General features: G+C 66.2%; 18 protein-coding genes. 12 read left to right on the top strand and 6 right to left on the bottom strand.

Annotation, left to right across the window (positions count from 1 at the left end; translation table 11 throughout):
- Nucleotides 1-14 precede the first annotated feature (14 nt).
- Nucleotides 15-1769 carry an acetolactate synthase 3 large subunit gene (locus tag DFP89_RS08595; protein WP_114349044.1) on the bottom strand — a complete coding sequence of 585 codons (1755 nt, stop codon included), beginning with the start codon at nucleotides 1767-1769 and terminating at the stop codon, nucleotides 15-17.
- Between the two features lie 165 nt (nucleotides 1770-1934).
- Nucleotides 1935-2777, bottom strand: a complete 843-nt coding sequence (locus tag DFP89_RS08600) for an arginyltransferase (protein WP_114348975.1) — start codon at nucleotides 2775-2777, stop codon at nucleotides 1935-1937.
- Nucleotides 2778-3012: 235 nt separating this feature from the next.
- Between DFP89_RS08600 and DFP89_RS08605 the strand changes: the two genes are divergently transcribed.
- Complete coding sequence (locus DFP89_RS08605) at nucleotides 3013-5835, top strand: [protein-PII] uridylyltransferase family protein (protein WP_114348976.1); 2823 nt, start codon at nucleotides 3013-3015, stop codon at nucleotides 5833-5835.
- 53 nt (nucleotides 5836-5888) lie between these two features.
- Here the strand turns inward: DFP89_RS08605 and DFP89_RS08610 are convergent, their stop codons facing one another.
- Complete coding sequence (locus DFP89_RS08610) at nucleotides 5889-8003, bottom strand: glycosyltransferase family 2 protein (protein ID WP_114349045.1); 2115 nt, start codon at nucleotides 8001-8003, stop codon at nucleotides 5889-5891.
- Nucleotides 8004-8139: 136 nt separating this feature from the next.
- Nucleotides 8140-9291 (bottom strand): glutamine-hydrolyzing carbamoyl-phosphate synthase small subunit, encoded by a 1152-nt coding sequence (gene carA, locus DFP89_RS08615; protein ID WP_114348977.1) that lies wholly within the window; start codon nucleotides 9289-9291, stop codon nucleotides 8140-8142.
- A gap of 199 nt (nucleotides 9292-9490) precedes the next feature.
- Between carA and DFP89_RS08620 the strand changes: the two genes are divergently transcribed.
- From DFP89_RS08620 to DFP89_RS08670, 11 genes are all read left to right on the top strand, one after another.
- Nucleotides 9491-9955: a GatB/YqeY domain-containing protein gene (locus DFP89_RS08620; RefSeq protein ID WP_114348978.1), complete on the top strand. Its 465-nt coding sequence runs from the start codon at nucleotides 9491-9493 to the stop codon at nucleotides 9953-9955.
- Nucleotides 9952-10140 carry a DUF3008 family protein gene (locus DFP89_RS08625; RefSeq protein WP_114348979.1) on the top strand — a complete coding sequence of 63 codons (189 nt, stop codon included), beginning with the start codon at nucleotides 9952-9954 and terminating at the stop codon, nucleotides 10138-10140. The genes DFP89_RS08620 and DFP89_RS08625 overlap by 4 nt, the downstream gene beginning before the upstream one ends.
- Nucleotides 10141-10339: 199 nt before the next feature.
- Nucleotides 10340-11377 carry an NAD(P)-dependent alcohol dehydrogenase gene (locus tag DFP89_RS08630; protein WP_114348980.1) on the top strand — a complete coding sequence of 346 codons (1038 nt, stop codon included), beginning with the start codon at nucleotides 10340-10342 and terminating at the stop codon, nucleotides 11375-11377.
- Nucleotides 11378-11387: 10 nt separating this feature from the next.
- Complete coding sequence (gene xylB, locus DFP89_RS08635) at nucleotides 11388-12848, top strand: xylulokinase (RefSeq protein ID WP_114348981.1); 1461 nt, start codon at nucleotides 11388-11390, stop codon at nucleotides 12846-12848.
- Nucleotides 12849-13150: 302 nt separating this feature from the next.
- The gene (locus tag DFP89_RS08640) at nucleotides 13151-14032 is read left to right on the top strand and encodes an AraC family transcriptional regulator (RefSeq protein ID WP_114348982.1); all 882 of its coding nucleotides are present in this window, start codon (nucleotides 13151-13153) and stop codon (nucleotides 14030-14032) included.
- A 100-nt stretch (nucleotides 14033-14132) separates the two neighbouring features.
- Nucleotides 14133-15041, top strand: a complete 909-nt coding sequence (locus tag DFP89_RS08645; RefSeq protein WP_114348983.1) for an ABC transporter substrate-binding protein — start codon at nucleotides 14133-14135, stop codon at nucleotides 15039-15041.
- 75 nt (nucleotides 15042-15116) lie between these two features.
- On the top strand, nucleotides 15117-16619 hold the full coding sequence (locus DFP89_RS08650) for a sugar ABC transporter ATP-binding protein (protein ID WP_114349046.1): 1503 nt from the start codon (nucleotides 15117-15119) through the stop codon (nucleotides 16617-16619).
- Nucleotides 16609-17583 carry an ABC transporter permease gene (locus DFP89_RS08655; RefSeq protein ID WP_114348984.1) on the top strand — a complete coding sequence of 325 codons (975 nt, stop codon included), beginning with the start codon at nucleotides 16609-16611 and terminating at the stop codon, nucleotides 17581-17583. Before DFP89_RS08650 ends, DFP89_RS08655 begins: the two co-directional genes overlap by 11 nt.
- Nucleotides 17584-17616: 33 nt before the next feature.
- Nucleotides 17617-18348, top strand: a complete 732-nt coding sequence (locus DFP89_RS08660) for an SDR family oxidoreductase (protein WP_114348985.1) — start codon at nucleotides 17617-17619, stop codon at nucleotides 18346-18348.
- A gap of 27 nt (nucleotides 18349-18375) precedes the next feature.
- Nucleotides 18376-19995, top strand: a complete 1620-nt coding sequence (locus DFP89_RS08665; protein WP_114348986.1) for an FGGY-family carbohydrate kinase — start codon at nucleotides 18376-18378, stop codon at nucleotides 19993-19995.
- A 25-nt stretch (nucleotides 19996-20020) separates the two neighbouring features.
- The gene (locus DFP89_RS08670) at nucleotides 20021-20746 is read left to right on the top strand and encodes an SDR family oxidoreductase (protein WP_114348987.1); all 726 of its coding nucleotides are present in this window, start codon (nucleotides 20021-20023) and stop codon (nucleotides 20744-20746) included.
- A gap of 56 nt (nucleotides 20747-20802) precedes the next feature.
- On the opposite strand, the gene DFP89_RS08675 is transcribed toward DFP89_RS08670, so the two are convergent.
- Nucleotides 20803-21924 carry a succinylglutamate desuccinylase/aspartoacylase family protein gene (locus DFP89_RS08675; protein WP_114348988.1) on the bottom strand — a complete coding sequence of 374 codons (1122 nt, stop codon included), beginning with the start codon at nucleotides 21922-21924 and terminating at the stop codon, nucleotides 20803-20805.
- Nucleotides 21925-21928: 4 nt separating this feature from the next.
- The gene (locus tag DFP89_RS08680) at nucleotides 21929-22369 is read right to left on the bottom strand and encodes a PIN domain-containing protein (protein ID WP_114348989.1); all 441 of its coding nucleotides are present in this window, start codon (nucleotides 22367-22369) and stop codon (nucleotides 21929-21931) included.
- Nucleotides 22370-22377: the final 8 nt, after the last annotated feature.

The raw sequence follows: 22377 nt of genomic DNA on the forward strand, positions 1-22377 counted from the left end.
TGGACCAGCCTGAATCAGACCAGGGCGCCACCGGCGCCGGTGATGGCACCTTCGGTCGAGGCTTCACCCAGCAGCATCTCGTTATGCGGTTTGCCCGAGGGGATCATCGGGAAGCAGTTCTCATGCTTCTCGATCAGCACGTCGAGGATGAACGGGCCGTCATAATCCAGCATTTCCTGGATGGCGTCGTCCAGCTCCGCCGGGTCGGACACGGTGCGGCCTCGGCAGCCGAACGCCTCCGCCAGCTTCACGAAATCGGGCAGGCTGTCCGACCAGCTCTGGCTGTAACGCTCGCCATGCAGAAGCTGCTGCCATTGCCGGACCATGCCAAGGCGTTCGTTGTTCAGGATGAACTGCTTGACGGGCGCGCGGAACTGCACCGCCGTGCCCATTTCCTGCATGTTCATCAGCCAGCTGGCTTCGCCCGCGACGTTGATGACCAGCGCGTCGGGATGGGCGACCTGCGCCCCGATCGAGGCCGGCAGGCCATAGCCCATCGTCCCCAGCCCGCCCGAGGTCATCCAGTGGTTCGGGTCGTCGAAATGCAGGAACTGCGCCGCCCACATCTGATGCTGGCCGACTTCGGTGGCGATATAGGGCTTTCTTGCCGCCGTCAGCGCCTGCAGACGCTGCAGCGCGTATTGCGGTTTGATGACCGTCTCGGAATTGCGATAGGCAAGGCAGTTCACGGCCTTCCACTGTTCGATCTGCACCCACCATTGCTGCAGCCCGGCGCTGTTGGTCTTGCGTCCGCGCGCCTTCCAGATCTTCAGCATGTCTTCCAGCACATGGCCGACATCGCCGACGATGGGCAGGTCGACATGGATGATCTTGTTGATCGAGCTGGGGTCGATATCGATCTGCGCCTTGACCGAGCCGGGGCTGAAATCGGCCACGCGGCCGGTGATGCGGTCATCGAACCGGGCGCCGACCGCGATCATCAGATCGCAATCATGCATGGCCATATTGGCCTCATAAAGCCCGTGCATGCCCAGCATGCCGATCCAGCGCTTGCCCGAGGCGGGATAGGCGCCCAGGCCCATCAGCGTCGAGGTGACCGGGAAACCCGTCGCATCGGCCAGTTCGCGCAGAAGCTGGCTGGCGGCGGTCCCCGAATTGATGACGCCGCCGCCGGTATAGAAGATCGGGCGCTCGGCCTTCTCCATCAGCTCGACCAGCTTGGTGATCGCGGCCAGATCGCCTTTCTTGGCGGGCTGATAGCTGGGGGTCTCGATCTGCTTGGGGCCGACATATTCGCCGGTGGCGAATTGCACGTCCTTGGGAATGTCGATCAGGACCGGCCCCGGACGGCCCGAGGTGGCGATGTGGAATGCCTTGTGGATCGTCCCCGCCAGCTCATCCGTGTCCTTGATCAGCCAGTTATGCTTGGTGCAGGGACGGGTGATGCCGATGGTATCGGCCTCCTGAAAGCCGTCGGTGCCGATCAGGAAGGTCGGGACCTGCCCGGTCAGCACGACCAGCGGGATCGAATCCAGCAATGCATCGGTCAGGCCGGTGACCGCATTGGTCGCGCCCGGCCCCGAGGTGACCAGAACGACGCCCGGCTTGCCGGTCGAACGGGCATAGCCCTCGGCCATGTGGACGGCGCCCTGCTCGTGGCGGACCAGAACATGCTTGATATCGTTTTGCTGGAAAATCTCGTCATAGATGGGTAGCACCGCCCCGCCCGGATAGCCGAATACCGTATCGACGCCCTGATCGCGCAGAGCTTCGATAACCATCCTTGCACCCGTCATTTGTCGGGACATGCCCATTCTCCATCTCTAGAACCAGATCGCGGCGGGGCCGGGCCCATGCTGCGCCGCAGGAAACTATGGGCAGGTGGGGGCGCGGTCAATGGCGATTGTCCAAGAAAATGACCTTGCGGCGCGATTTCGCGACATATTATTTCAAAATTCGTCAGCTCTGGGTAACTATCGGCGATTTTGTGGCAGGGTGATGCGCGCGACCTGCTCGACGATGGGGTCTATGGACAGCGGATGGATGTCGGAGCTGTGCAGCGCCGGGTCGCCGATGGGTTGCCAGACGCCGCCCTTGTAGATCTCGAGCGCGGCGAAACGCGCCTTGTAATCCATCTTGCGGCTGCCCGGCACCCAATAGCCCAGATAGACAAAGGGCAGGCCGGCGCTGCGCGCCAGTTCGATATGGTCAAGGATGATATGGGTGCCCAGGCTGGATGCCTCGAGCGCGGGGTCATAGAAGCTGTAGACAAGGCTCAGCCCGTCATCCAGCACGTCGGTCAGGCAGACGGCGGCCAGCCGGTCGCTGCCGGGCTGTGCCGGATCGGCGGTTTTGCTGGGGGCGGTGCGATATTCGATGACGCGGGTGCGGACCGGGGTTTCCTCGATCATCGCGGCGAATTCAAAGATATCCATGTCGGCCATGCCGCCATCGGCATGGCGCTGGTCCAGATAGGCACGGAACAGATCGTACTGTTCCTCGGTTGCCCAGGCGCTGGTGGCCAGCCGCCGCAGGTGGTCGTTCTTGCGCGAGACGCGACGCTGCGTGCGCGAGGGGGTGAACTCGGACACCCGGATCCGCGCCGACATGCAGGCCACGCAGCTTTCGCAGCTGGGCCGGTACAGCACGTTCTGCGAACGGCGAAAGCCCTGCCGCGACAGGGTGTTGTTCAGCTCATTGGCCGAATCGCCCGCCAGCGCGGTGAACAGCTTGCGCTCGGCGCGCCCATGCAGATAGGGGCAGGGCTGCGGCGCCGTCACATAGAATTGCGGCGCATGCGGAAGGCTATGCCGCATTCGCCAACCCCCGCAGAAACGGGCTCGGCAGGCGCCAGAACGGGCGCTGTCGGTTCGGTCTGATCTGTGCGCGCATGCGGCGGGCCGGGCTCAGGGTCGGGTTGCGTCTTGCGCGAAGCCTAGCAACAGAATTTCACCGCGCCAAGCTTGGAAACCACAAGAATTGGCCGCAACGCTGCGGTGGAGGTTTTTCGGGCCGCATTGACCTTGCCTGCGCCCCGGCTAGGCTGCGCTCATGGATTTCGCAGCCCGCATCACCCGCCTTCCCCTGCCCGTGGATCTAGCCCGCGGACAATCCGCCCTTGAGGCCACCGGCATTGCCGATCCGCGTCTGGGCGACCTGATCCGGGGAACCGCCGGATGCAGCCCCTATCTGGCCGGGCTGATCCTGCGCGAGGCCGATTGGCTGGGTGAGGCGCTTGCGCATGAGGATGTCGTTGCCCGCGAAACCGCCGGTTTCGAGGTGCTGTCTGCCGATGACCTTGGCCCGGCGCTGCGCCGCGCCAAGCGGCGGGTGGCGCTGTGGACGGCCCTGGCCGATCTGGGCGGTGTCTGGCGGCTGGAACAGGTGACGGGCGCTTTGACCGATCTTGCCGACCGCGCCTCGGATCTGGCGCTGCACGTTCATGTCGCGGCCGAACGGGCGCGCGGCAAGCTGCCCCCGACCGATGCCGATGCGGGCGGGATCGTTGCTTTGGCCATGGGCAAGATGGGCGCCGGGGAACTGAACTATTCCTCGGATATCGACCTGATCGTGCTTTACGACGACAGCGCCTATGCCCGCGACGACCAGCACGAGGCGCGCGCCAGTCTGATCCGCGCCACCCGCAAGGCGGCGGCGACAATCTCGGACAATACCGATCAGGGTTATGTCTTTCGCACCGACCTGCGGCTGCGTCCCGATGCGGCGGTGACGCCGGTCTGCATCTCGATCTCGGCGGCGCTGGCCTATTATGAGGCCGAGGGCCGCACATGGGAACGCAGCGCCTATATCAAGGCGCGGCCCTGCGCCGGCGATCTGGCGGCGGGCGAGCGTTTCCTGCGCGACCTGCGCCCCTTTGTCTGGCGCCGGCATCTGGATTTCGCCACCATTCAGGACGCGCATGACATGCGGCTGCGCATCCGCGAGCACAAGGGCCTGCATGGCCGCCTTGCGGTTCCGGGCCATAACATGAAGCTGGGGCAGGGCGGCATCCGCGAGATCGAGTTCTTCACCCAGACCCGCCAGTTGATCGCCGGCGGCCGCGACCCCGACCTGCGCGTGCGCGGCACCGTCGAGGGGCTGGCCCGGCTGGCCGAAAAGGGCTGGGTTCCGCCCGATGTCGCCCGCGAGCTGACCGATCACTACCGCGAACATCGCGAGATCGAGCACCGCATCCAGATGGTCAACGACGCCCAGACCCATTCGCTGCCGAACTCGGCCGAGGGAATCGACACCATCGCCCGGATGATGGGTGATGCCGATACCGCGCATTGGTCGGCCCGGCTGGAAGGGCGGCTGGCGCGGGTCGAGGCCCTGACCGGCGACTTCTTTGCCCCCGCAGAGCGCAGCAATCGCCCCGTGCTTTCCCCCGAAGCCGAGGCCATGGTCGAACGCTGGCGCAGCTATCCGGCCCTGCGTTCACAGCGCGGGCGCGAGGTTTTCGCCCGGATCGAGCCGGAATTGCTGACCCGCTTGACCGCCGCCGCCCATTCGGACGAGGCGCTGGCGCGGTTCGACGGCTTTCTGGCCGGCCTGCCTGCCGGGGTGCAGCTTTTCTCGCTCTTCGAGGCCAATCCGCAGCTGATCGACCTGATCGTCGATATCTGCGGCACCGCGCCGGGGCTGGCGAATTACCTGGCCCATCATTCCGAGGTGCTTGACGCGGTGCTGGGCGGCAGCTTCTTTTCCGAATGGCCGGGCGGCGAGGCGCTGCACCGGCAGCTTGACCAGATGCTGCAAGGTGTGCTGACCGCGCCGGATGGTGGCTATGAACGGGCGCTGGATGCCGCGCGCCGCTGGGCGCATGAATGGCAGTTCCGCACCGGCGTCCACCACCTGCGCGCCCTGATCGGCGCCGAGGAGGCGGGCGGCCAATATGCCGATATCGCCGATGCCGCGGTCGCGGCGCTGTTCCCGGTCGTGGCGGGTGAATTCGCCCGCAGGCATGGCCCCCCCCCGGGACGTGGGGCGGTGGTGCTGGGCATGGGGTCGCTGGGTGCGCGCCAGCTGAACGCGGCCTCGGATCTGGACCTGATCGTGATCTATGACGCGGCGGGGGCGGAAAGCTCGGAGGGGCCGAAGCCCTTGGCGACGCGGCCTTATTATGCGCGGCTGACGCAAGCGATGATCACCGCGCTGTCGGCCCCGACCTCTGCCGGCCGGCTTTACGAGGTGGACATGCGGCTGCGCCCCTCGGGGCGGCAGGGGCCGGTTGCGACCTCGGTCCAGTCCTTTCGCGACTATCAGCTGACCGAGGCCTGGACCTGGGAACATCTGGCCCTGACGCGCGCCCGGGTGATCACTGGCCATGGCGCGGATGCGACAGCGCTTGGTGCCGAGGTCGAGGCGCTGCGCGTCGAGGTTCTGGAAAGCCGTGGCAATACCCCCCGCGTCATGCCCGATCTGGCCGAGATGCGCGACCGCATCTTTGCTGCCAAGGCCCCCGACGGCGCGTGGGAGGCCAAGATCGGACGCGGCCGGTTGCAGGATATCGAGCTTTTGGGCCAGTCCTTTGCCCTGCGCGCGGGCGTTCCGGCCCGCGCGGCGCAGGCGCAGTTGCGCGCCGGTCCCCGCGCCGGGCTGATCGCCCGCGACGAGGCCGAGACGCTGGCCGCCGCCCGGCGCTTTCTGTGGAACCTGCAATGCGCGGGCCGGCTTTTGACCGAAAAGCCGTTGGATATGGACAATCTGGGCAAGGGCGGACAGGCCTTCATGCTGCGCGAGGTCGGGGCGGACAGCCTTGAGGCGCTGGCTGCGCATCTGGCCGAGACGGTCGAACGCGCCGGAAAGATCATCGACAAGGCGTTGACCGTTCCCGAAGGCGCACTGACCGAGTGGGCGCCCTCTGGCACCTGACGACGCCTGATGCGCTGCGCGATCCCCGGGCGCAGGAAAAACCTGTCCCGCCGCTATCGCACCTCGCCCAGCAGCGGGATCAGGGTCCGGGGCGCGCCCACAGCCGATTCGATGCTGGCCATGATCTGTGCAGGGGCGGACACGGTCGAGACCACGCCTTTCTGTGCGGCCCCCAAGGGAATCAACTGCCCCGATCTTGTCGTTGCAGGTGCAGTCACCAGCACATCCTCGGCGCTTGAATCGAAAACCCCGTGCTGGGTCTTGTCCCAGTAAAAGGGCTTGACCACGACCTCGTAGATTGCCTTCCACGCGGCCAGACAGCCCAGCGGGAAGTAAAGATGCATCGTCGGCACCCATGGCAGCAGATGGCGGTGGCGGGATCCGCGCACCGCCCAAAGGCCGATCGAGATATTCAGCAGTTCGGACAGCATGAACAGGCCAAAGAGGCACGCCGTCGCAGGACCGCCCAGCATGCCCTGCAGCGGATGTGGCAGGCCAAAGCTGAGCAGCCAGAAGCTCCACAGAACCGGTGCCAGCAGATATTGCGAGACGGCGGCGAAAAGCTGCACCTGCAACGCGATGAACCGCCGCGCGCCAAGATCGCGCCACAAGGCCACCGGGTCGCGCATATGCACGCCCCAGGTCATCGCGAACCCCTTGAGCCAGCGCGAGCGCTGCTTGACCCAGGGGACAAGGCGGCAATTCGCCTCTTCGTGGGTGACGGTGTCGAGCATCTGCGTGCGATAGCCGCGCCGGGTCAGGCGCACGCCCAGATCGGCATCCTCGGTCACATTCCACGCGTCCCAGCCGCCGACCTTTTCCAGAAGATCGCGGCGAAAGAACAGCGTCGTTCCCCCCAGCGGCACCACCAGATCCAGCGCCGCCGCGCCCGCCAGCGTACCGCGAAACCACGAGGCATATTCGATGGTGAAGGCGCGGGCGAGCCAGTTGCTGCGCGGGTTGTAGTAATCAAGCACGCCCTGCAGGCAGGCGACATCGGGGGCCGCGAAATGAAAGCCGCGCGCGACCTTGTGCAGCTGGTCCGGCTCGGGCCTGTCCTCGGCATCCCAGATGCCGATGATCGAGCCACGGCAGAAATTCAGCGCATAGTTCAAGGCCCGCGGTTTGGTGCGGATCGGGCCGTCCGGCACCTTGACCACGCGCATCCAGCGCGGCAGGGCCGCATCCTCAAGCGCCTGGCAGGTCACGCGGTCGGTTTCCTCGGCCACCAGCAGGATATCCATCAGCTCGCGCGGGTAATCCAGACAGGCCAGCCGGCCGATCAGCTTGTCGGCAATATCCGCCTCGGCGAACAGGGGCACCATGACCGAAATGACCGGCAGGGGTGCCGTCATTTCCGGGCGTGTGGCGTGGCCCTGCGCCACCGCCAGATCCTGCATGGACTGGCGGGCGTGCTGGCGCAGGATGGCGCGGAACGAAAACAGCTTGAGCGTGGTCGAGGCGATCAGCGCCAGCACCGCCCAAAGCGTCAGCAGCGCCACCACCATCAGCGGTGCAAAGGCCAGCCCCAGCACCGCGCCCGCCATCAGCAAAACGGCGATGCGGGCGGTGCGGCGTTCGTTGCGGGTGCGGCAGCTTTCCTGCGGTGCCACGCGCATTTCGGCCTGCCGGATCAGCGCGGTGCGGCGTTGTGCGAGAATCGCCTCGCGCGCGGCGGTTTCCGAGCACAGCAGCATGCGCACCGGCCCAAAGCTTTCGGGAAGATGCGGGCGCAGCGCGTCGAATGCTTCGGGGCGAGCGGTGGCGACAAAGGTCACGCCGCCGACGCGGCGCCAGGGCACGATCCCCTCGGCCAGGCACAGATCTGCCCCAAGCGCATCGATCAGGCGCGGATCGGCGGGCAGGGCGGCCAGATCGACAATGCTGGTGCGCCATTGCCGCGACAGGGCGCGGGTCAGCGCCGCTTCCTGCACCCAACCCTTGGTCAGCAGGATTTCCTCAAGCCGGGCGGACTGGCGCTGGCGCATGACCAGCGCCTTCATCAGGTTATGCGGATCGACCGCGCCATCCTCGATCAGGATCTGGCCCAGAGGGCGCAGGCTGCGGGGTTGAACCGGCTTCGCCGCCACCGGCGGCGCGGCAGCCGGCACCGCGGCCGGTTCGGGCCGCGTCGGCACGAGGTTGAGGAAAGCGGTGCGGCGAGCCATGCGCATTTCCGTTCGGGGTCCAAGGTCGACCCCTCATTGGCATGGCAGGTGTTAAGAACGGGTTAATGGCCCGCGCCCACCCAAGTTAACGTTGCGGAAGGCAACATATGGGCGGTCCGGCGCGGGTGGCAGGAATTCAGGCAGCGCGGCGCTTGCGCATCGCGTCTGCGAAGCGGTCGAACAGATAGGCGCTGTCTTGCGGACCGGGACTGGCCTCGGGGTGGTACTGCACCGAAAAGACCGGCTTGTCGGCCATGCGCAGCCCGCAATTGCTGCCATCGAACAGGCTGACATGGGTCTCGATCACGCCGGCGGGCAGGGTCTGGGCATCGACCGCAAAGCCATGGTTCATCGAGGTAATCTCGACCTTGCCGCTTTCCACATCCTTGACCGGATGGTTGGCGCCGTGATGGCCGTGATTCATCTTGATGGTCCTGGCCCCCAGCGCCAGGGCCAGCATCTGGTGGCCAAGGCAGATGCCAAAGATCGGCATGTCGCGGGCCAGAAGCTCGCGGATCATCGGCACCGCATAGGCGCCGGTCGCGGCCGGATCGCCGGGGCCGTTCGACAGAAACACCCCCTCGGGGTCATGGGCCAGCACCTCGTCGGCGGTGGCGGTGGCGGGCAGGACCGTCACCTCGGCGCCGCTTTGCGCCAGCGAGCGAAGAATGTTGCGTTTCGCACCGTAATCCAGCGCCACCACGCGGAAGGGTTTCGCCTCATCGCCCTTGCCGAATTCACCCGGCCAGGCCCACAGGCCTTCGTCCCAACGATAGCTTTGCCGGCAGCTGACGTCCTTGGCCAGATCCAGACCGACCAGCCCCTTCCAGTCGCGGGCGCGGGCGATCATCGCGGCAATGTCGAAATTTCCTTGCGGATCATGGGCCAGAACGACATGCGGCGAGCCCTGCTGGCGGATCGCACGGGTCAGGCGGCGGGTGTCGATGCCGCCGATGCCGATGCGGCCGCGCCGCGCCATCCATTCGACCAGATCGCTGCTGGCGCGCCAGTTCGAGGGCTCGGTCGGGTCCCATTTCACCACGATGCCCGAGGCGACGGGCTCGGGCGCCTCGTCATCCTGCGCGGTCACGCCGGTATTGCCGATATGGGGAAAGGTGAAGGTGACGATCTGGCTCGCGTATGAGGGATCGGTCATGATCTCCTGATAGCCGGTCATGGCGGTGTTGAAGACCAGTTCCGCCACCACCTCGCCGGCCGCGCCGAAGCCCTGCCCATAGAAAACGGTGCCGTCGGCAAGTGCAAGACATGCGGTCGGTTTCTGGGGCATCTGCGACTCTCCGGCTAAATCGCCGGGAAACTAGGTAAAGGGGGGGCGGGCGTCAAGGCGGAAGGCGGTCGGTCGCGGAACTTTGACGCCGGGGGCCGGTTGGGGCATGCTGCACCGGGGGCGCCCGGATGTCAGGGGAACTTGACGGCAGGGGCGAAGCCGGGCACCACCCCGCCCCGAACCATTCAGCGAGGATCCCATGGGACTGCGTGACCGTATTCTGGCCGACACCAAAGAGGCGATGAAGGCCAAGGAACCCGCGCGGCTGTCGACGCTGCGGCTGATCTCGGCCGCGATCAAGGACCGCGAGATCGCCGCGCGCAGCGACGGCGGCGACAAGGACGGGTTGAGCGAGGCTGACTTGACCGCGATCCTGTCCAAGATGGTCAAGCAGCGGCAGGAATCGGCCAAGGCCTATGAAGAGGGTGGCCGGCTGGAACTGGCCGAGCGCGAACTGGAAGAGATCGCCCTGATCCAGTCCTATCTGCCGCGTCAGCTGGATGATGCGGAAACCCGCGCCGCCATCGACAAGGCCATCACCGATCTTGGCGCCGAGTCGATCCGCGACATGGGCCGGGTCATGGCTGAATTGCGCACGCATTACGCCGGGCAGATGGATTTCGGCGCCGTCGGCCCAGTCATCAAGGAAAGGCTGATGAAGTGAGCGAAACCAGCCGCAGCCGCCAGCGTGCTGCCGTCATGGCACTGGCGGCACGGCGGGGCGAGATCAGCCCCGTCTCGCTGCGCGATCTGGCGCGCGAGATGCATGACAACCTGCCCGAGGCCGAGCTGACCGCCATTGCCCGCGCCCGGCCCGCCGATCCGCCTGACCGCCGCGGCGAGGATTAGGACGAATCGCCCCGCCTGCGCCCGCGTCCAGGACTGCGGGCACAGGCATCCATGAGGGCGGAACTGCGCCGCTTTCTTACCCCTTCCCGATAGGATTTTGCCGCAGCGTCATGATTGGCGCGGCGGGTTGCGGGTTTTTGTTTACATTCCCCGCCCGGACCCGCCATCAAAGCCCTTGGGCATGCCATGGGAGGACGCGATGAAAGCGCTGGTTCTGGAAGAAAAGGGCAAACTCTCGCTACGGGAATTCGATATTCCCGGTGCGCTGGGACCAAAGGATGTGCGCATCAAGACGCATACGGTCGGCATCTGCGGCTCGGACGTGCATTACTATACCCATGGCAAGATTGGACATTTCATCGTCAACGCGCCTATGGTCCTGGGCCATGAGGCCGCTGGCACGGTGATCGAGACCGGCGTTGACGTCACCCATCTGAAACCCGGCGACCGCGTCTGCATGGAGCCGGGCATCCCCGACCCGACCTCGCGCGCGGCGAAACTGGGCATCTATAACGTCGATCCGGCGGTGACCTTCTGGGCGACGCCCCCGATCCATGGCTGCCTGACGCCCGAGGTCATCCACCCCGCCGCCTTTACCTACAAGCTGCCCGAGAATGTCAGCTTTGCCGAAGGCGCGATGGTCGAGCCCTTTGCCATCGGCATGCAGGCTGCGCTGCGTGCGCGCATCCAGCCTGGCGACGTGGCCGTGGTCACCGGCGCCGGCCCCATCGGCATGATGGTGGCGCTGGCCGCGCTGGCCGGCGGTTGCGCCAGGGTGATCGTCGCCGATCTGGCGCAGCCCAAGCTGGACATCATCGGTGCCTATGACGGCATCGAGACCGTCAATATCCGCAACCGCCCGCTGGCCGAGGCCGTGGCCGAGGCGACCGATGGCTGGGGCGCCGATATCGTCTTTGAATGCTCGGGTGCTGCGCCTGCGATCCTTGGCATGGCGGCGCATGCGCGGCCGGGCGGCGCGATCGTGCTGGTCGGCATGCCGGTCGATCCGGTGCCGGTCGATATCGTCGCCCTTCAGGCCAAGGAATTGCGGGTCGAGACGGTGTTTCGCTATGCCAATGTCTATGACCGCGCCATCGCTCTGATCGCCTCGGGCAAGGTGGATCTGAAACCGCTGATTTCGGCCTCGATCCCGTTTGCCGACAGCATTGCCGGCTTTGACCGCGCCGTCGAGGCGCGCGACACTGACGTCAAGCTGCAGATCGTGATGCCGGAATAAGGGGACGGGAATGTATCTGGGACTGGATCTGGGCACATCCGGCATCAAGGCGATGCTGGTGGACGAAAACTTCGCGACCATTGGCGTGGCCCATGCGGGTCTGACCGTCAGCAGGCCCCATCCCGGCTGGTCCGAACAAGCCCCCGCCGACTGGATCACCGCCAGTGAGCAGGTGATCGGCGAGTTGGCACGCCAGCACCCGCAGGCGATGGCGCGCCTGCGGGCCATCGGCCTGTCGGGGCACATGCATGGGGCGACGCTCCTGGATGCCGCGGACAACGTGCTGCGGCCCTGCATCCTGTGGAATGACGGCCGCTCGGGTCCGCAATGCGCGGAACTGACGGCGCGGGCCGATTTTCACGGCATTGCCGGCAATCTGGTCATGGCAGGCTTTACCGCGCCCAAACTGCTTTGGGTGGCCGAGAACGAGCCGCAGATCTTTGAAAAAACCGCCAAGGTGCTGCTGCCCAAGGATTACCTGCGACTATGGCTGACCGGCGAGCATGTCGCCGAAATGTCCGATGCCGCGGGCACGCTGTGGCTGGACGTGGCCCGGCGCGACTGGTCGGATGAACTGCTGGCTGCGACCGGGCTGTCGCGCGCGCAGATGCCCGCGCTGGTCGAGGGCAGCGATGTGTCTGGCAGCTTGCGCGCCGATCTGGCCGAACGCTGGGGCGTGCCGCGCGTGCCGGTCGCCGGGGGCGGGGGCGACAATGCGGCGACCGCCTGCGGCATGGGGGTGATGACGCCGGGCACGGGGTTTCTGTCACTGGGCACCTCGGGCGTGCTGTTCGCCGCGACCGAAAGCTATGCGCCCAATACCGGCGATGCGGTCCATACCTTCTGCCATGCCGTGCCCGCGACATGGCACCAGATGGGGGTGATCCTGTCGGCCACCGACAGCATGACCTGGCTTTCCGAGATCACCGGTCGCCCGGTCCCGGAACTGGCTGCGCTGGTTTCCGAGACCGTCGCCACGCCCTCTCCGGTCAGCTTCCTGCCCTATCTGTCGGGCGAGCGGACGCCGCTCAACGATCCCGATGCGACCGGGGCCTTTTTCGGCCTGCGCCGAGCCCATGGCCTGCCTGATCTGGCCCAGGCGGTGATGGAGGGTGTCGCCATGGCCTTTACCGATTGCATTCATGCGCTGCGCAAGGCCGGCACGCCCATCGAGGCCGCCTATGCCGTGGGCGGCGGTGCGCGTTCCCGCGCCTGGCTGCGGATCATGGCCTCAGCCACCGGGCTGCGGCTGCTGGAGCCCGAGGACGGCGATTTCGGCGCCGCCTTCGGCGCAGCCAAACTGGCGGCGGCCTGCGCCACCGGCGACACGTCCGAGCGGGTCTTTGCCAAGCCGGCGGTTCGCGCCGAGGTTGTTCCTGATGCCGCCTTGGCCGATGCCTATGCGAAAAAGTATGAGGCTTATCGCGCCGCCTATCCGCGCCTGCGCGACCTTCCGGGATTGGCCGGATAGGCGCGAAAATCCAAGGAAAACAGCTATCCCCATGCCCTGCAAGGCCCGCGCTGCTGCAATGCGGCGCGGGCCTTCTGCTGTGCGGCATGAGTTCCGTTTCCGGCCATCGACTGCTATGTGCGTTTCCCGTCGCAACCGGATCAAAAAAGTATCGTTAATTTCTGTGCGGTGATGTGGAGCCGCCAAAGAAGCCCGGCTTATGCTGGTCATCGACGTCCGGATCCGTCTTGGGGGTTGCGCAGGGAACGAGGTGCGCGCCCCGGCCCGATGGTCCCATGACGCGCGCCCCGAGGAGGAAGGCAATGCAACCCGATCTGGAACTGGTCCATATCCGCAAGGGCGAATCCTTCGCCGCGTGGATGCATGGCTATCCGTTCCGCACCGTGCGCTGGCATTACCATCCCGAATACGAAATCCATCTGGTCACCGCGACCTCGGGCACGTTTTATATCGGCGATCATGTCGGCAGCTTCGGCCCCGGCCAACTGATCATGACCGGCCCGAACCTGCCGCAGAACTGGATCAGCGACGTCCAGCCCGGTGAGATCGTGCCCGCCCGCTCGCTGGTGATCCAGTTCCCCGAGGACTTCATCGAGGACGCCGCCGCCATGCCGGAGATGCAGGCGCTGCGTCCGCTGCTGGAACGCAGCCGCCGGGGGCTGTTGTTCGATGACGCCACCAGCACCCGCGTCCGCCCGCTGATGGAGCGGCTGGTCGAGGCGCATGGCCTGCTTCGGCTGGCGCTGTTCTGGGAAATCCTTGACCTGCTGGTGAACGCCCCCGAATATGAGGTGCTGGCAAGCCTGAGTTTCGAGCTGGACCTGACCCGGATCGGCGACAGCGGCATCAACCGCGCGCTGTCGCATCTGCGCGAGCACCTGACCGAACAGGTCGAGGAAAGCGATCTGGCCGCGATGGTCGGGCAAAGCCCCAGCGCATTCTCCCGCGCCTTCAAGCGCCATACCGGGACCACGCTGGTGCGCTATCGCAACCAGCTTCGCGTCGATCTGGCCTGCCAGATGCTTCTGACCGATCCCGACGTCAAGGTGGCCGAGATCTGCTATGATGTCGGCTTCTCGAATCTTTCGAACTTCAACCGGCATTTCCTGAAGCTCAAGGGAATGTCGCCGTCCCAGTTCCGCACGACATTCGCGGCCAACAAGGCGCTGGTCATGGCGGAATAGGACCGACCGATACCGCGACTTTCACCAATTCGGGCGGCAAGGCGTCGCCCGGAAACGGGCAGGGCATGCCTGCCTTCATCCAAATGGGAGGAAATTCCAGATGAAATCGACCCTTCTGACCGCCTCGGCCGTGCTGGCCCTGCTGGCTGCGCCGGCCTTTGCGCAAGACGACAAGCTGAAAATCGGCATGACCTTTCAAGAGATGAACAACCCCTATTTCGTCTCGATGCAGGAGGCGCTGAACGAGGCCGCCGCCGGCCTTGGCGCCGAGGTGGTGGTGACCGATGCCGGTCATGACGTCGCCAAGCAGGTCGCGGATGTCGAGGACATGCTGCAACAGGATATCGACATCCTGCTGCTCAATCCGACCGACAGCGCCGGGATCGAGGCCGCCGTCCATGCCGCGAAAGCCGCCGGCGTGATCGTGGTCGCGGTGGACGCCAACGCGAACGGCCCCGTCGATACCTTTGTCGGCTCAAAGAACCGCGATGCGGGCTATATGTCGTGCAAATATCTGGGCGAGGCGCTGGGCGGCAAGGGCGAGGTCGCGATCCTTGACGGGATCCCGGTCGTGCCGATCCTGCAGCGCGTCGAGGGCTGCAAGGCGGCGCTGGCCGAATTCCCCGAGATGCAACTGGTCGATACCCAGAATGGCCGTCAGGACCGCTCGGTCGCCTTGGGCGTGGTCGAGAACATGATCCAGTCGAAACCGAACCTCGCCGGCATCTTCTCGGTCAATGACGGTGGTGCCATGGGTGCGCTCGCGGCCATTCAGGGCTCGGGCAAGGATATCAAGCTGGTTTCGGTCGATGGCGCGCCGGAAGCGGTCACGGCCATCGCCGAGGGCGGCCCCTTCATCGAGACCACGGCGCAATTCCCCCGCGATCAGGTCCGCGTCGGTCTGGCGCTGGCGCTGGCGCAGAAATGGGGCGCGCGCGTCGTGCCGAAGGAAGTGCCGATCGACGTCATGGTCGTCGATGCCAAGAACGCCGCTGAGTTCAGCTGGTAACCTCACTCCCCGCCTCCCGTCCCTGCGCGCCGCGCGGGGGCGGGCCTTTTCCCGCCGCAAGAGATGAGGGGCATCATGCTGGAACTGACAGCTATCAGGAAAAGCTTTGGCAAGATCGAGGTCCTGCACGGCGTCGATCTTGAGGTCCGCGCCGGCGAGGTCCACGCCCTTCTGGGCGAGAACGGCGCCGGAAAATCCACGCTGATGAAGATCCTGTGCGGCATCATCCAGCCCTCGGCCGGGACGATCCGCATCGAGGGGCAGGAACGCCATTTCGCCGATTATGACGAGGCCATCGCCGCCGGCGTCGGCATCGTCTTTCAGGAATTCAGCCTCATCCCCCATCTGAACGCGGTCGAGAACATGTTTCTGGCCCGCGAATTGCGCGGGCGCTTCGGCGTGCTGGACCGCCGCGCCATGCGCCAGCGCGCCACCGAGATCATGCGCCAGCTTGCCGTCGATGTGGACATGGACGTGCCGGTCAATCGCCTGTCGGTGGCCGAGCAGCAATTCGTCGAGATCGCCAAGGCGCTGTCCCTGAACGCCCGCATCCTTGTGCTGGACGAGCCCACGGCGACGCTGACCCCCTCCGAGGTCGAGCACCTGTTCAAGGTCATGCGCGAATTGCGCAAGCAGGGCGTGGCCATCGTCTTCATCTCGCATCATCTGGAAGAAATCTTCGAGATCTGCGACCGCATCACCGTGCTGCGCGACGGCGAATTCGTCGCCTCATGCGCGGTCTCGGATGTCGACAATGACCGGCTGGTCGAGATGATGGTCGGCCGCCGCATCGAGAACAACTTTCCGCCGAAACCCGCTGCCGACCCGGCCGCCCCCGCGATCATCGAGGTCGAGAAGGTGCAGCTGAAAAAGGGCGGCCCCGTATCCGGCTTTACCCTGCGCAAGGGCGAGATCCTGGGCTTTGCCGGGCTGGTCGGCTCGGGGCGGACGGAGACCGTGCTGGCGATGCTCGGCGCCTGGCCGGCCGCGCGCTGTCTGGTAAAGATGGACGGCGTCGAAAAGCGGTTCTCCGACCCCGCCGAGGGGCTGATGCATGGCATCGGCCTGCTTCCCGAAAGCCGCAAGGAACAGGGGCTGATCACCAGCTTTTCGATCCTACAGAACATCTCGCTGAACAATTACGGCAAGTATCGGCAGGGGCACTGGTTCATCGACCTGAAAAAGGAACTGGCCGCGACAAAGGCCGCGATGGATCAGGTCCGCGTCAAGGCGCAGGGGCCGCATGCCCGCGTCGATACGCTGTCGGGCGGCAACCAGCAAAAGGTGGTCATCGCCCGCTGGCTGAACCACGACATGCGGGTGCTGATCTTTGACGAGCCGACGCGCGGCATCGATGTCGGCGCGAAATCCGAAATCTACGCCTTGATGCGCGAATTCACCGCCGCCGGCGGGTCGATCATCATGGTGTCCTCGGAACTGCCCGAGGTGATCGGCATGTCGGACCGGGTCTGCGTTTTCCGCTCGGGCGGGATCGTGGCGACGGTTCAGGGCGCCAGCATCAATTCCGAAGAAATCATGACCCATGCCACGACCGGGAGAGTTGAAAATGTCGCATGACGCAAACACCGGCGCGGCCGGAAAATCCGGCCTGAACCTTGGCCGCATCCTGCATTCGCCGCTGGCGCTGCCGCTGATCGGGTTGATTGTGGTGTCGATCCTGATGGGCTTTGCCAGCGACAATTTCTTCAGCCTCGGCAATATCATGAACGTGCTGAGGCAGGTCTCGATCGTGGCGATTCTGGCGGTCGGCATGACCTTCGTGATCCTGACCGGCGGCATTGACCTGTCGGTGGGCGCGGTCATGGCGCTGGTCGGCACGCTGTCGACCGGGATGATGGTGAACATGGGCCTGCCCGCGCCCTTGGCGCTGGTGGCAGGAATCTTCATCGGGCTGGGCATCGGTCTGGCCAATGGCGCGCTGGTCGCCTGGGGCAAGATGCCCGCGATCATCGTCACGCTGGCCACCATGGGCATGGCGCGCGGTCTGGGCCTGATCTATTCGGGCGGCTATCCGATCAGCGGCATCCCAAGCTGGCTTTCGTGGTTCGGGGTCGGGCGCATCGGCTTTCTGCCGGTGCCGGTCATCATCATGTTCGTGATCTATGCCGTGGCCTGGGTGCTGTTGCAGCGCACCGCCTTTGGCCGCCATGTCTATGCGCTTGGCGGCAATGAGACCGCGGCGCGGCTCTCGGGCGTCAAGACCCAGCGCGTCAAGCTGGCGGTCTATGGCATTTCCGGCCTGACCGCCGCGCTGGCCGCCGTCATCCTGACCGGGCGCCTGATGAGCGGCCAGCCCAATGCGGGCGGCGGTTTTGAACTGGATGCCATCGCCGCCGTGGTTCTGGGCGGCACCGCGATCGCCGGCGGGCGCGGGCTGATCCTTGGCACGCTGATCGGGGCGGTGCTGCTGGGCATCCTGAACAACGGCCTGAACCTCATGGGCATCAACCCCTATCTGCAGGACGTCATCAAAGGCGCGATCATCCTGCTTGCCATCTATATCGGCCGCGAATGGCGCTGAGCCCGGCCCCAACCCATCATTCAGGAGAAACACATGTCTGAATCACTGCAAGGCAAGATCGCCGTCATCACCGGGGCCGCCTCGGGTATCGGTCTCGCCACCACCCGGGCACTGCTGGATCAGGGCGCAACCGTGGTCATGGTCGACTGGAACGAGGTCGCGCTGAACGAGTTGATCGCCGATCTGGGCCCCAAGGCCATCGCGCAGGTCACGAACCTGCTGGACGCGGAAAGCTGCGCCGCCATGGTGCCGGAAATCCTTGCCAAGGTTGGTCATATCGACATTCTTTACTGCAATGCCGGGACCTATATCGGCGGCGACCTGACCGAGACCAGCAATGACGCCATCGACCGCATGCTGAACCTCAACGTCAATGCGGTGATGAAGAACGTCCATGACGTCGTGCCGCATATGATCGAACGCAAGACCGGTGACATCATCGTCACCTGCTCGATCGCCGGTCATTTCCCCACCTATTGGGAGCCGGTCTATTCCGGCTCGAAATGGGCGATCACCAGCTTTGTGCAGGGCATGCGCCGGCAGATGATCCCGCATGGGGTGCGGGTGGCGCAGGTCTCGCCGGGGCCGGTCGTCTCGGCGCTGCTGGCGGACTGGCCCGAGGAGAACCTGCGCAAGGCCAAGGAATCGGGCAGCCTGATGGACCCCGAGGAGGTCTCGGACGCGGTCATCTACATGCTGACGCGCAAGCGCACGGTGACGATCCGTGACATGATCGTGCTGCCCACCAATTTCGACCGCGTCTGAGGCGCGGATAACCAGCGGAGAGCGCAGATGCCCCAATATCTGATCGGCGTGGATGTCGGCACCGGCTCGGCCCGGGCAGGGGTGTTCGACACTGCCGGCACGCTACTGGCCACCGCCAAGCGCCCGGTCGAGATGCATCGCGAGGATGGCGGCATCGCCGAGCAATCCGGCGAACAGGTCTGGGGGGCGGTCTGCGCATCCGTGCGCGAGGCGGTGACCCGGGCGGGGATCGACCCTGCCGGGGTCGCGGGCATCGGCTTTGACGCCACCTGCTCGCTGGTGGTGCGCGGGCCGGACGGCGCCAGCCTGCCGGTGGGCGATCCCGCCCATCCCGAACGCGACATCATCGTCTGGATGGACCATCGCGCGGTCGAACAGGCCGAACGCATCAACGCGCAAGGCCATGCGGTCCTGCGCTATGTCGGCGGCCGCATCTCGCCCGAGATGCAGACGCCGAAGCTGCTGTGGCTGGCCGAGAACCGCCCCGACATCTATGCCCGCGCCGCGAACTTCTTCGACCTGACCGATTTCCTGACCTGGAAGGCCACCGGCGCGCTGGATCGTTCGGCCTGCACGGTGACCTGCAAATGGACATATCTGGCGCATGAAGGGCGCTGGGACGCGGACTATTTCCGCCAGATCGGGCTTGGCGATCTGGCCGATCAGGACTTCGCCCGCATCGGCCAAAGCGTTGTCGATCCGGGCACCGCGCTGGGGCAGGGGCTGGTGCCGGATGCCGCCGCCGCCATGGGCCTGCGCCCGGGCATCGCGGTCGCGGCGGGGCTGATCGACGCCCATGCCGGGGGCGCGGGCACGGTCGCCGCCGGGGGCGATGCGACGGCCTGTCTGGGCTATGTCTTTGGCACCTCGTCCTGCACCATGACCACGACGCTGGCACCGGCCTATGTGCCCGGCGTCTGGGGGCCTTACTATTCCGCCATGGTGCCCGGCGCCTGGCTGAACGAGGGTGGCCAATCCGCCGCTGGCGCTGCCATCGACCAGTTGGTCCAGCTGCACCCGGCCACCTCCGAGGCAGGCGCGCTGGCCCAAGCGGCGGGAAAATCGCTGCCGCAATGGCTGGCCGACCGGGCGCTGGAACTGGCGGGCTCGGCCAGCGCCGCCGTGCATCTGGCGGACGATCTGCATGTGGTGCCGGAGTTTCTGGGCAATCGTGCGCCCTTTGCCGATCCCCATGCCCGCGCGGTCATCATGGGGCAGGGGATGGAGACGGGGCCGGATTCGCTGGTCGCGCTTTACGTCGCGGGGATCTGCGGGCTGGGCTACGGGTTGCGCCAGATCATTGAAACACAAGCCCAGCACGGCGCGCCGATTGAGACCATCAGCGTCTCGGGCGGGGCGGGCGCGCATCCGCTGACCCGCCAGTTGCTGGCCGATGCGGCCGGCCGCCCGGTCGAGATCACCGAATGCGCCGAGCCGGTGCTGCTGGGCTCGGCCATGCTGGGCGGGGTGGCGGCACGGGTCTATCCCGACCTGCAGGCGGCGATGCCCGCCATGTCGCGCGTGGCTACCCGCTGCGTCCCCGATCCCGGGACCAAAGCCGTTCAGGCGGCGCGCTTTGCCGCCTTCCTGAACCTGCAACAGACCGCGCGCGAGATCCGCGCCGCCATGGCGGCCCTGTCCGCCTGACCCCTTTCAACCCAAGCGAGGACCCATGCAGTTTTCCGGCAAATCCGTCATCATCACCGGCGCGGGCAAGGGCATTGGCCGCGCCTGCGCGCAGGTCATGGCCGCCCGCGGCGCCGAGGTCGTGGCGCTGAGCCGCACCGCCTCTGATCTGGACAGCCTGCGCGCCGAGATCGGCGGCCGCTCGATCCTCGTCGATCTGGCCGATCCCGCCGCCACCCGCGCTGCCATGGCCAAGGCCGGGACCTGTGATTACCTGATCAACAGCGCCGGCATCAACGTGCTGGAAAGCGTGCTGGACATGACCGAGGCCGGGTATGAGGCCGTCATGGGCATCAACCTGCGCGCGGCGCTGATCACCTGTCAGGAATTCGCCCGTGCGCGCGTGGCGGCGGGGGGCGGCGGCGCCATCGTCAACATCACCTCGATCGCCGGGCATCGCGGCTTTCAGGATCACCTGTGCTATGCGGCGTCAAAGGCCGGGCTTGATGGCGCAACGCGGGTCCTGGCGAAAGAGCTTGGGCCCCATGGCATCCGCGTCAACGCCGTCGCGCCGACAATCACCCTGACCGAGCTTGCGGCGGCGGCATGGTCCGAGCCGGCGAAAAGCGCACCGATGATGGTGCGCCACCCCCTGAACCGCTTTGCCGAGACCGAGGAGGTCGCGCAAAGCATCGCCATGCTTCTGTCCGAGGACAGCCGCATGGTCACAGGAGTGGTGCTGCCGGTGGATGGCGGCTTTCTGGCCGTGTGACGGAAAAAGGGCCGGGCGCGATCACGCCCGGCCCCGAAAATCGCCTTGGCGCCCGCTCAGTCGGTCAGCAGCGCGCCCTTGCGGGTTTCCAGAACCTCACTGCCGGCGATCTTGCCGATGACCTTGCCGCGCCAGGCATATGGCTGGCTGTGGCGGGCAAAGAGCAAGCCATCGGTTTCGGCCAGAACCTCGACGGTCTCGCCCAGCGGATCGACGATCTCGGCCACGACCTCGCCGGCGCGGACGCTGTCGCCCAGCCGGCGGCGATAGGCGACAAGGCCCAGCACCGGCGCCTTGACCTGCGACATGGCGGTCAGCTGCGTCGCCTGCGCCTGCAGCGCCGGCAGGGCGCGCGGCTCTCCGGCGATCAGCCCGCGCCGTTCAAGGATGCGGTAAAGCGCCGCCGCCTGATCGCGGGCCAGTTCCATATCCACGTCGTCATTGCTGCCCAGTTCCAGCGTCGCGGCCAGACAGGCGGGCGGGATTGCGGCTTCGGGATGGGCGCGCGCCAGGGCCCACCACGGGCCGCTGAGTGCCTCGTCAAAGGGGTTCCCGCCCGAGACCTCGGCCAGCAGGATGGCACGGGCGTCGATCTCGGCGGCGATGTCGGCGGCATCGGGCCAAAGCGCGGTGCCGGTATAGATATGGGGCAGGGCCTGATTGTCGGCATGCAGGTCAAGGACCAGATCGGCGTCATGGGCCAGCGACATCAGCCGGTGGCGCAGGGCGGTCAGGGCCTTGCGTGGCTTCATCGCGGCCAGCGCCTTGCCCATGGCCTCGCGGATCAGCGCGACGTTTTCTGCCGCGTCCTGACCCAGCCCGGACAGATCGCCCAGCTTTTCGGTCAGGTCGGGATAGGCACGGTTGAAGTTCTCGCCGGTCTCGGCCTCGTGACGGCCATAAAGAAAGCCATTCGGATGCTGGGTCAGGCCCAGCGGATTGGCCTGCGGCAGGATCAGGATCTCGCCCGTGATCAGCCCGCGCTCGGCGGCACGTTCCAGCATCGGGCGCAGGACATGCAGGGCCAGCATGCCGGGGAACTCATCGGCATGCAGCCCGGCTTGCAGGTAGGCCTTGGGGCGGGCGCCCTCGGTGCCATAGCGAAAACAGGTGACCTGGTGAACAGCCCCCGCCCCGGTCGGGGGCAGGGGGAAATACAGCGTCTCGGACAGGCTCATGCGATCAGGCGCCCTTGGCGTCGGATTTGGCCGGCGTGGCCGGGGTTTCGATGACGGCGGCCTCGGTGACGACTTCCGCGATCACCTCATCGGCGGCGGGGGCGGCCAGCGCGTCCTCCAGCGAGAAGGTCTCGACCTCGTAATATTCGGCGGCGGCGGCGTTCAGGACCGACAGGGCGTCGCCGCCCTCGGCCTTGGCGGCGGCCTCGATCAGCTTGCTGGCCGGGGGGATGTCGCGCGTCTCGATATCTGCCGCGTCAAGAAGGGCTTGAACCTGCGCCGCGGTCTCGGCCCCGTTCTTGCCCGAGCCCAGAACCAGCACCGCCTCGACGATGGCCAGCGGCGAGGTGAAGCGCTTGCGCAGCGCGGCGATGGCGGGGGCGGCCTTTTGGGCCGCATCCTCGTCCGAGATCAGTTGCGTGATGGCCTTGGCGTCGAAATACATGGCTTGTG

The organism is Paracoccus lutimaris, assembly GCF_003337565.1.
GTDB lineage: Bacteria > Pseudomonadota > Alphaproteobacteria > Rhodobacterales > Rhodobacteraceae > Paracoccus > Paracoccus lutimaris.

What these genes read in the sequence shown, in the direction of transcription:
- DFP89_RS08675 (WP_114348988.1), bottom strand. Translation starts at nt 21,924, where the DNA reads ATGAGCCTGTCCGAGACGCTGTATTTCCCCCTGCCCCCGACCGGGGCG.
- DFP89_RS08600 (WP_114348975.1), bottom strand. Translation starts at nt 2,777, where the DNA reads ATGCGGCATAGCCTTCCGCATGCGCCGCAATTCTATGTGACGGCGCCG.
- DFP89_RS08665 (WP_114348986.1), top strand. Translation starts at nt 18,376, where the DNA reads ATGCCCCAATATCTGATCGGCGTGGATGTCGGCACCGGCTCGGCCCGG.
- DFP89_RS08645 (WP_114348983.1), top strand. Translation starts at nt 14,133, where the DNA reads ATGAAATCGACCCTTCTGACCGCCTCGGCCGTGCTGGCCCTGCTGGCT.
- DFP89_RS08630 (WP_114348980.1), top strand. Translation starts at nt 10,340, where the DNA reads ATGAAAGCGCTGGTTCTGGAAGAAAAGGGCAAACTCTCGCTACGGGAA.
- DFP89_RS08670 (WP_114348987.1), top strand. Translation starts at nt 20,021, where the DNA reads ATGCAGTTTTCCGGCAAATCCGTCATCATCACCGGCGCGGGCAAGGGC.
- DFP89_RS08640 (WP_114348982.1), top strand. Translation starts at nt 13,151, where the DNA reads ATGCAACCCGATCTGGAACTGGTCCATATCCGCAAGGGCGAATCCTTC.
- carA (WP_114348977.1), bottom strand. Translation starts at nt 9,291, where the DNA reads ATGCCCCAGAAACCGACCGCATGTCTTGCACTTGCCGACGGCACCGTT.
- DFP89_RS08620 (WP_114348978.1), top strand. Translation starts at nt 9,491, where the DNA reads ATGGGACTGCGTGACCGTATTCTGGCCGACACCAAAGAGGCGATGAAG.
- DFP89_RS08610 (WP_114349045.1), bottom strand. Translation starts at nt 8,003, where the DNA reads ATGGCTCGCCGCACCGCTTTCCTCAACCTCGTGCCGACGCGGCCCGAA.
- DFP89_RS08650 (WP_114349046.1), top strand. Translation starts at nt 15,117, where the DNA reads ATGCTGGAACTGACAGCTATCAGGAAAAGCTTTGGCAAGATCGAGGTC.
- DFP89_RS08660 (WP_114348985.1), top strand. Translation starts at nt 17,617, where the DNA reads ATGTCTGAATCACTGCAAGGCAAGATCGCCGTCATCACCGGGGCCGCC.
- DFP89_RS08595 (WP_114349044.1), bottom strand. Translation starts at nt 1,769, where the DNA reads ATGTCCCGACAAATGACGGGTGCAAGGATGGTTATCGAAGCTCTGCGC.
- xylB (WP_114348981.1), top strand. Translation starts at nt 11,388, where the DNA reads ATGTATCTGGGACTGGATCTGGGCACATCCGGCATCAAGGCGATGCTG.
- DFP89_RS08680 (WP_114348989.1), bottom strand. Translation starts at nt 22,369, where the DNA reads ATGTATTTCGACGCCAAGGCCATCACGCAACTGATCTCGGACGAGGAT.
- DFP89_RS08655 (WP_114348984.1), top strand. Translation starts at nt 16,609, where the DNA reads ATGTCGCATGACGCAAACACCGGCGCGGCCGGAAAATCCGGCCTGAAC.
- DFP89_RS08605 (WP_114348976.1), top strand. Translation starts at nt 3,013, where the DNA reads ATGGATTTCGCAGCCCGCATCACCCGCCTTCCCCTGCCCGTGGATCTA.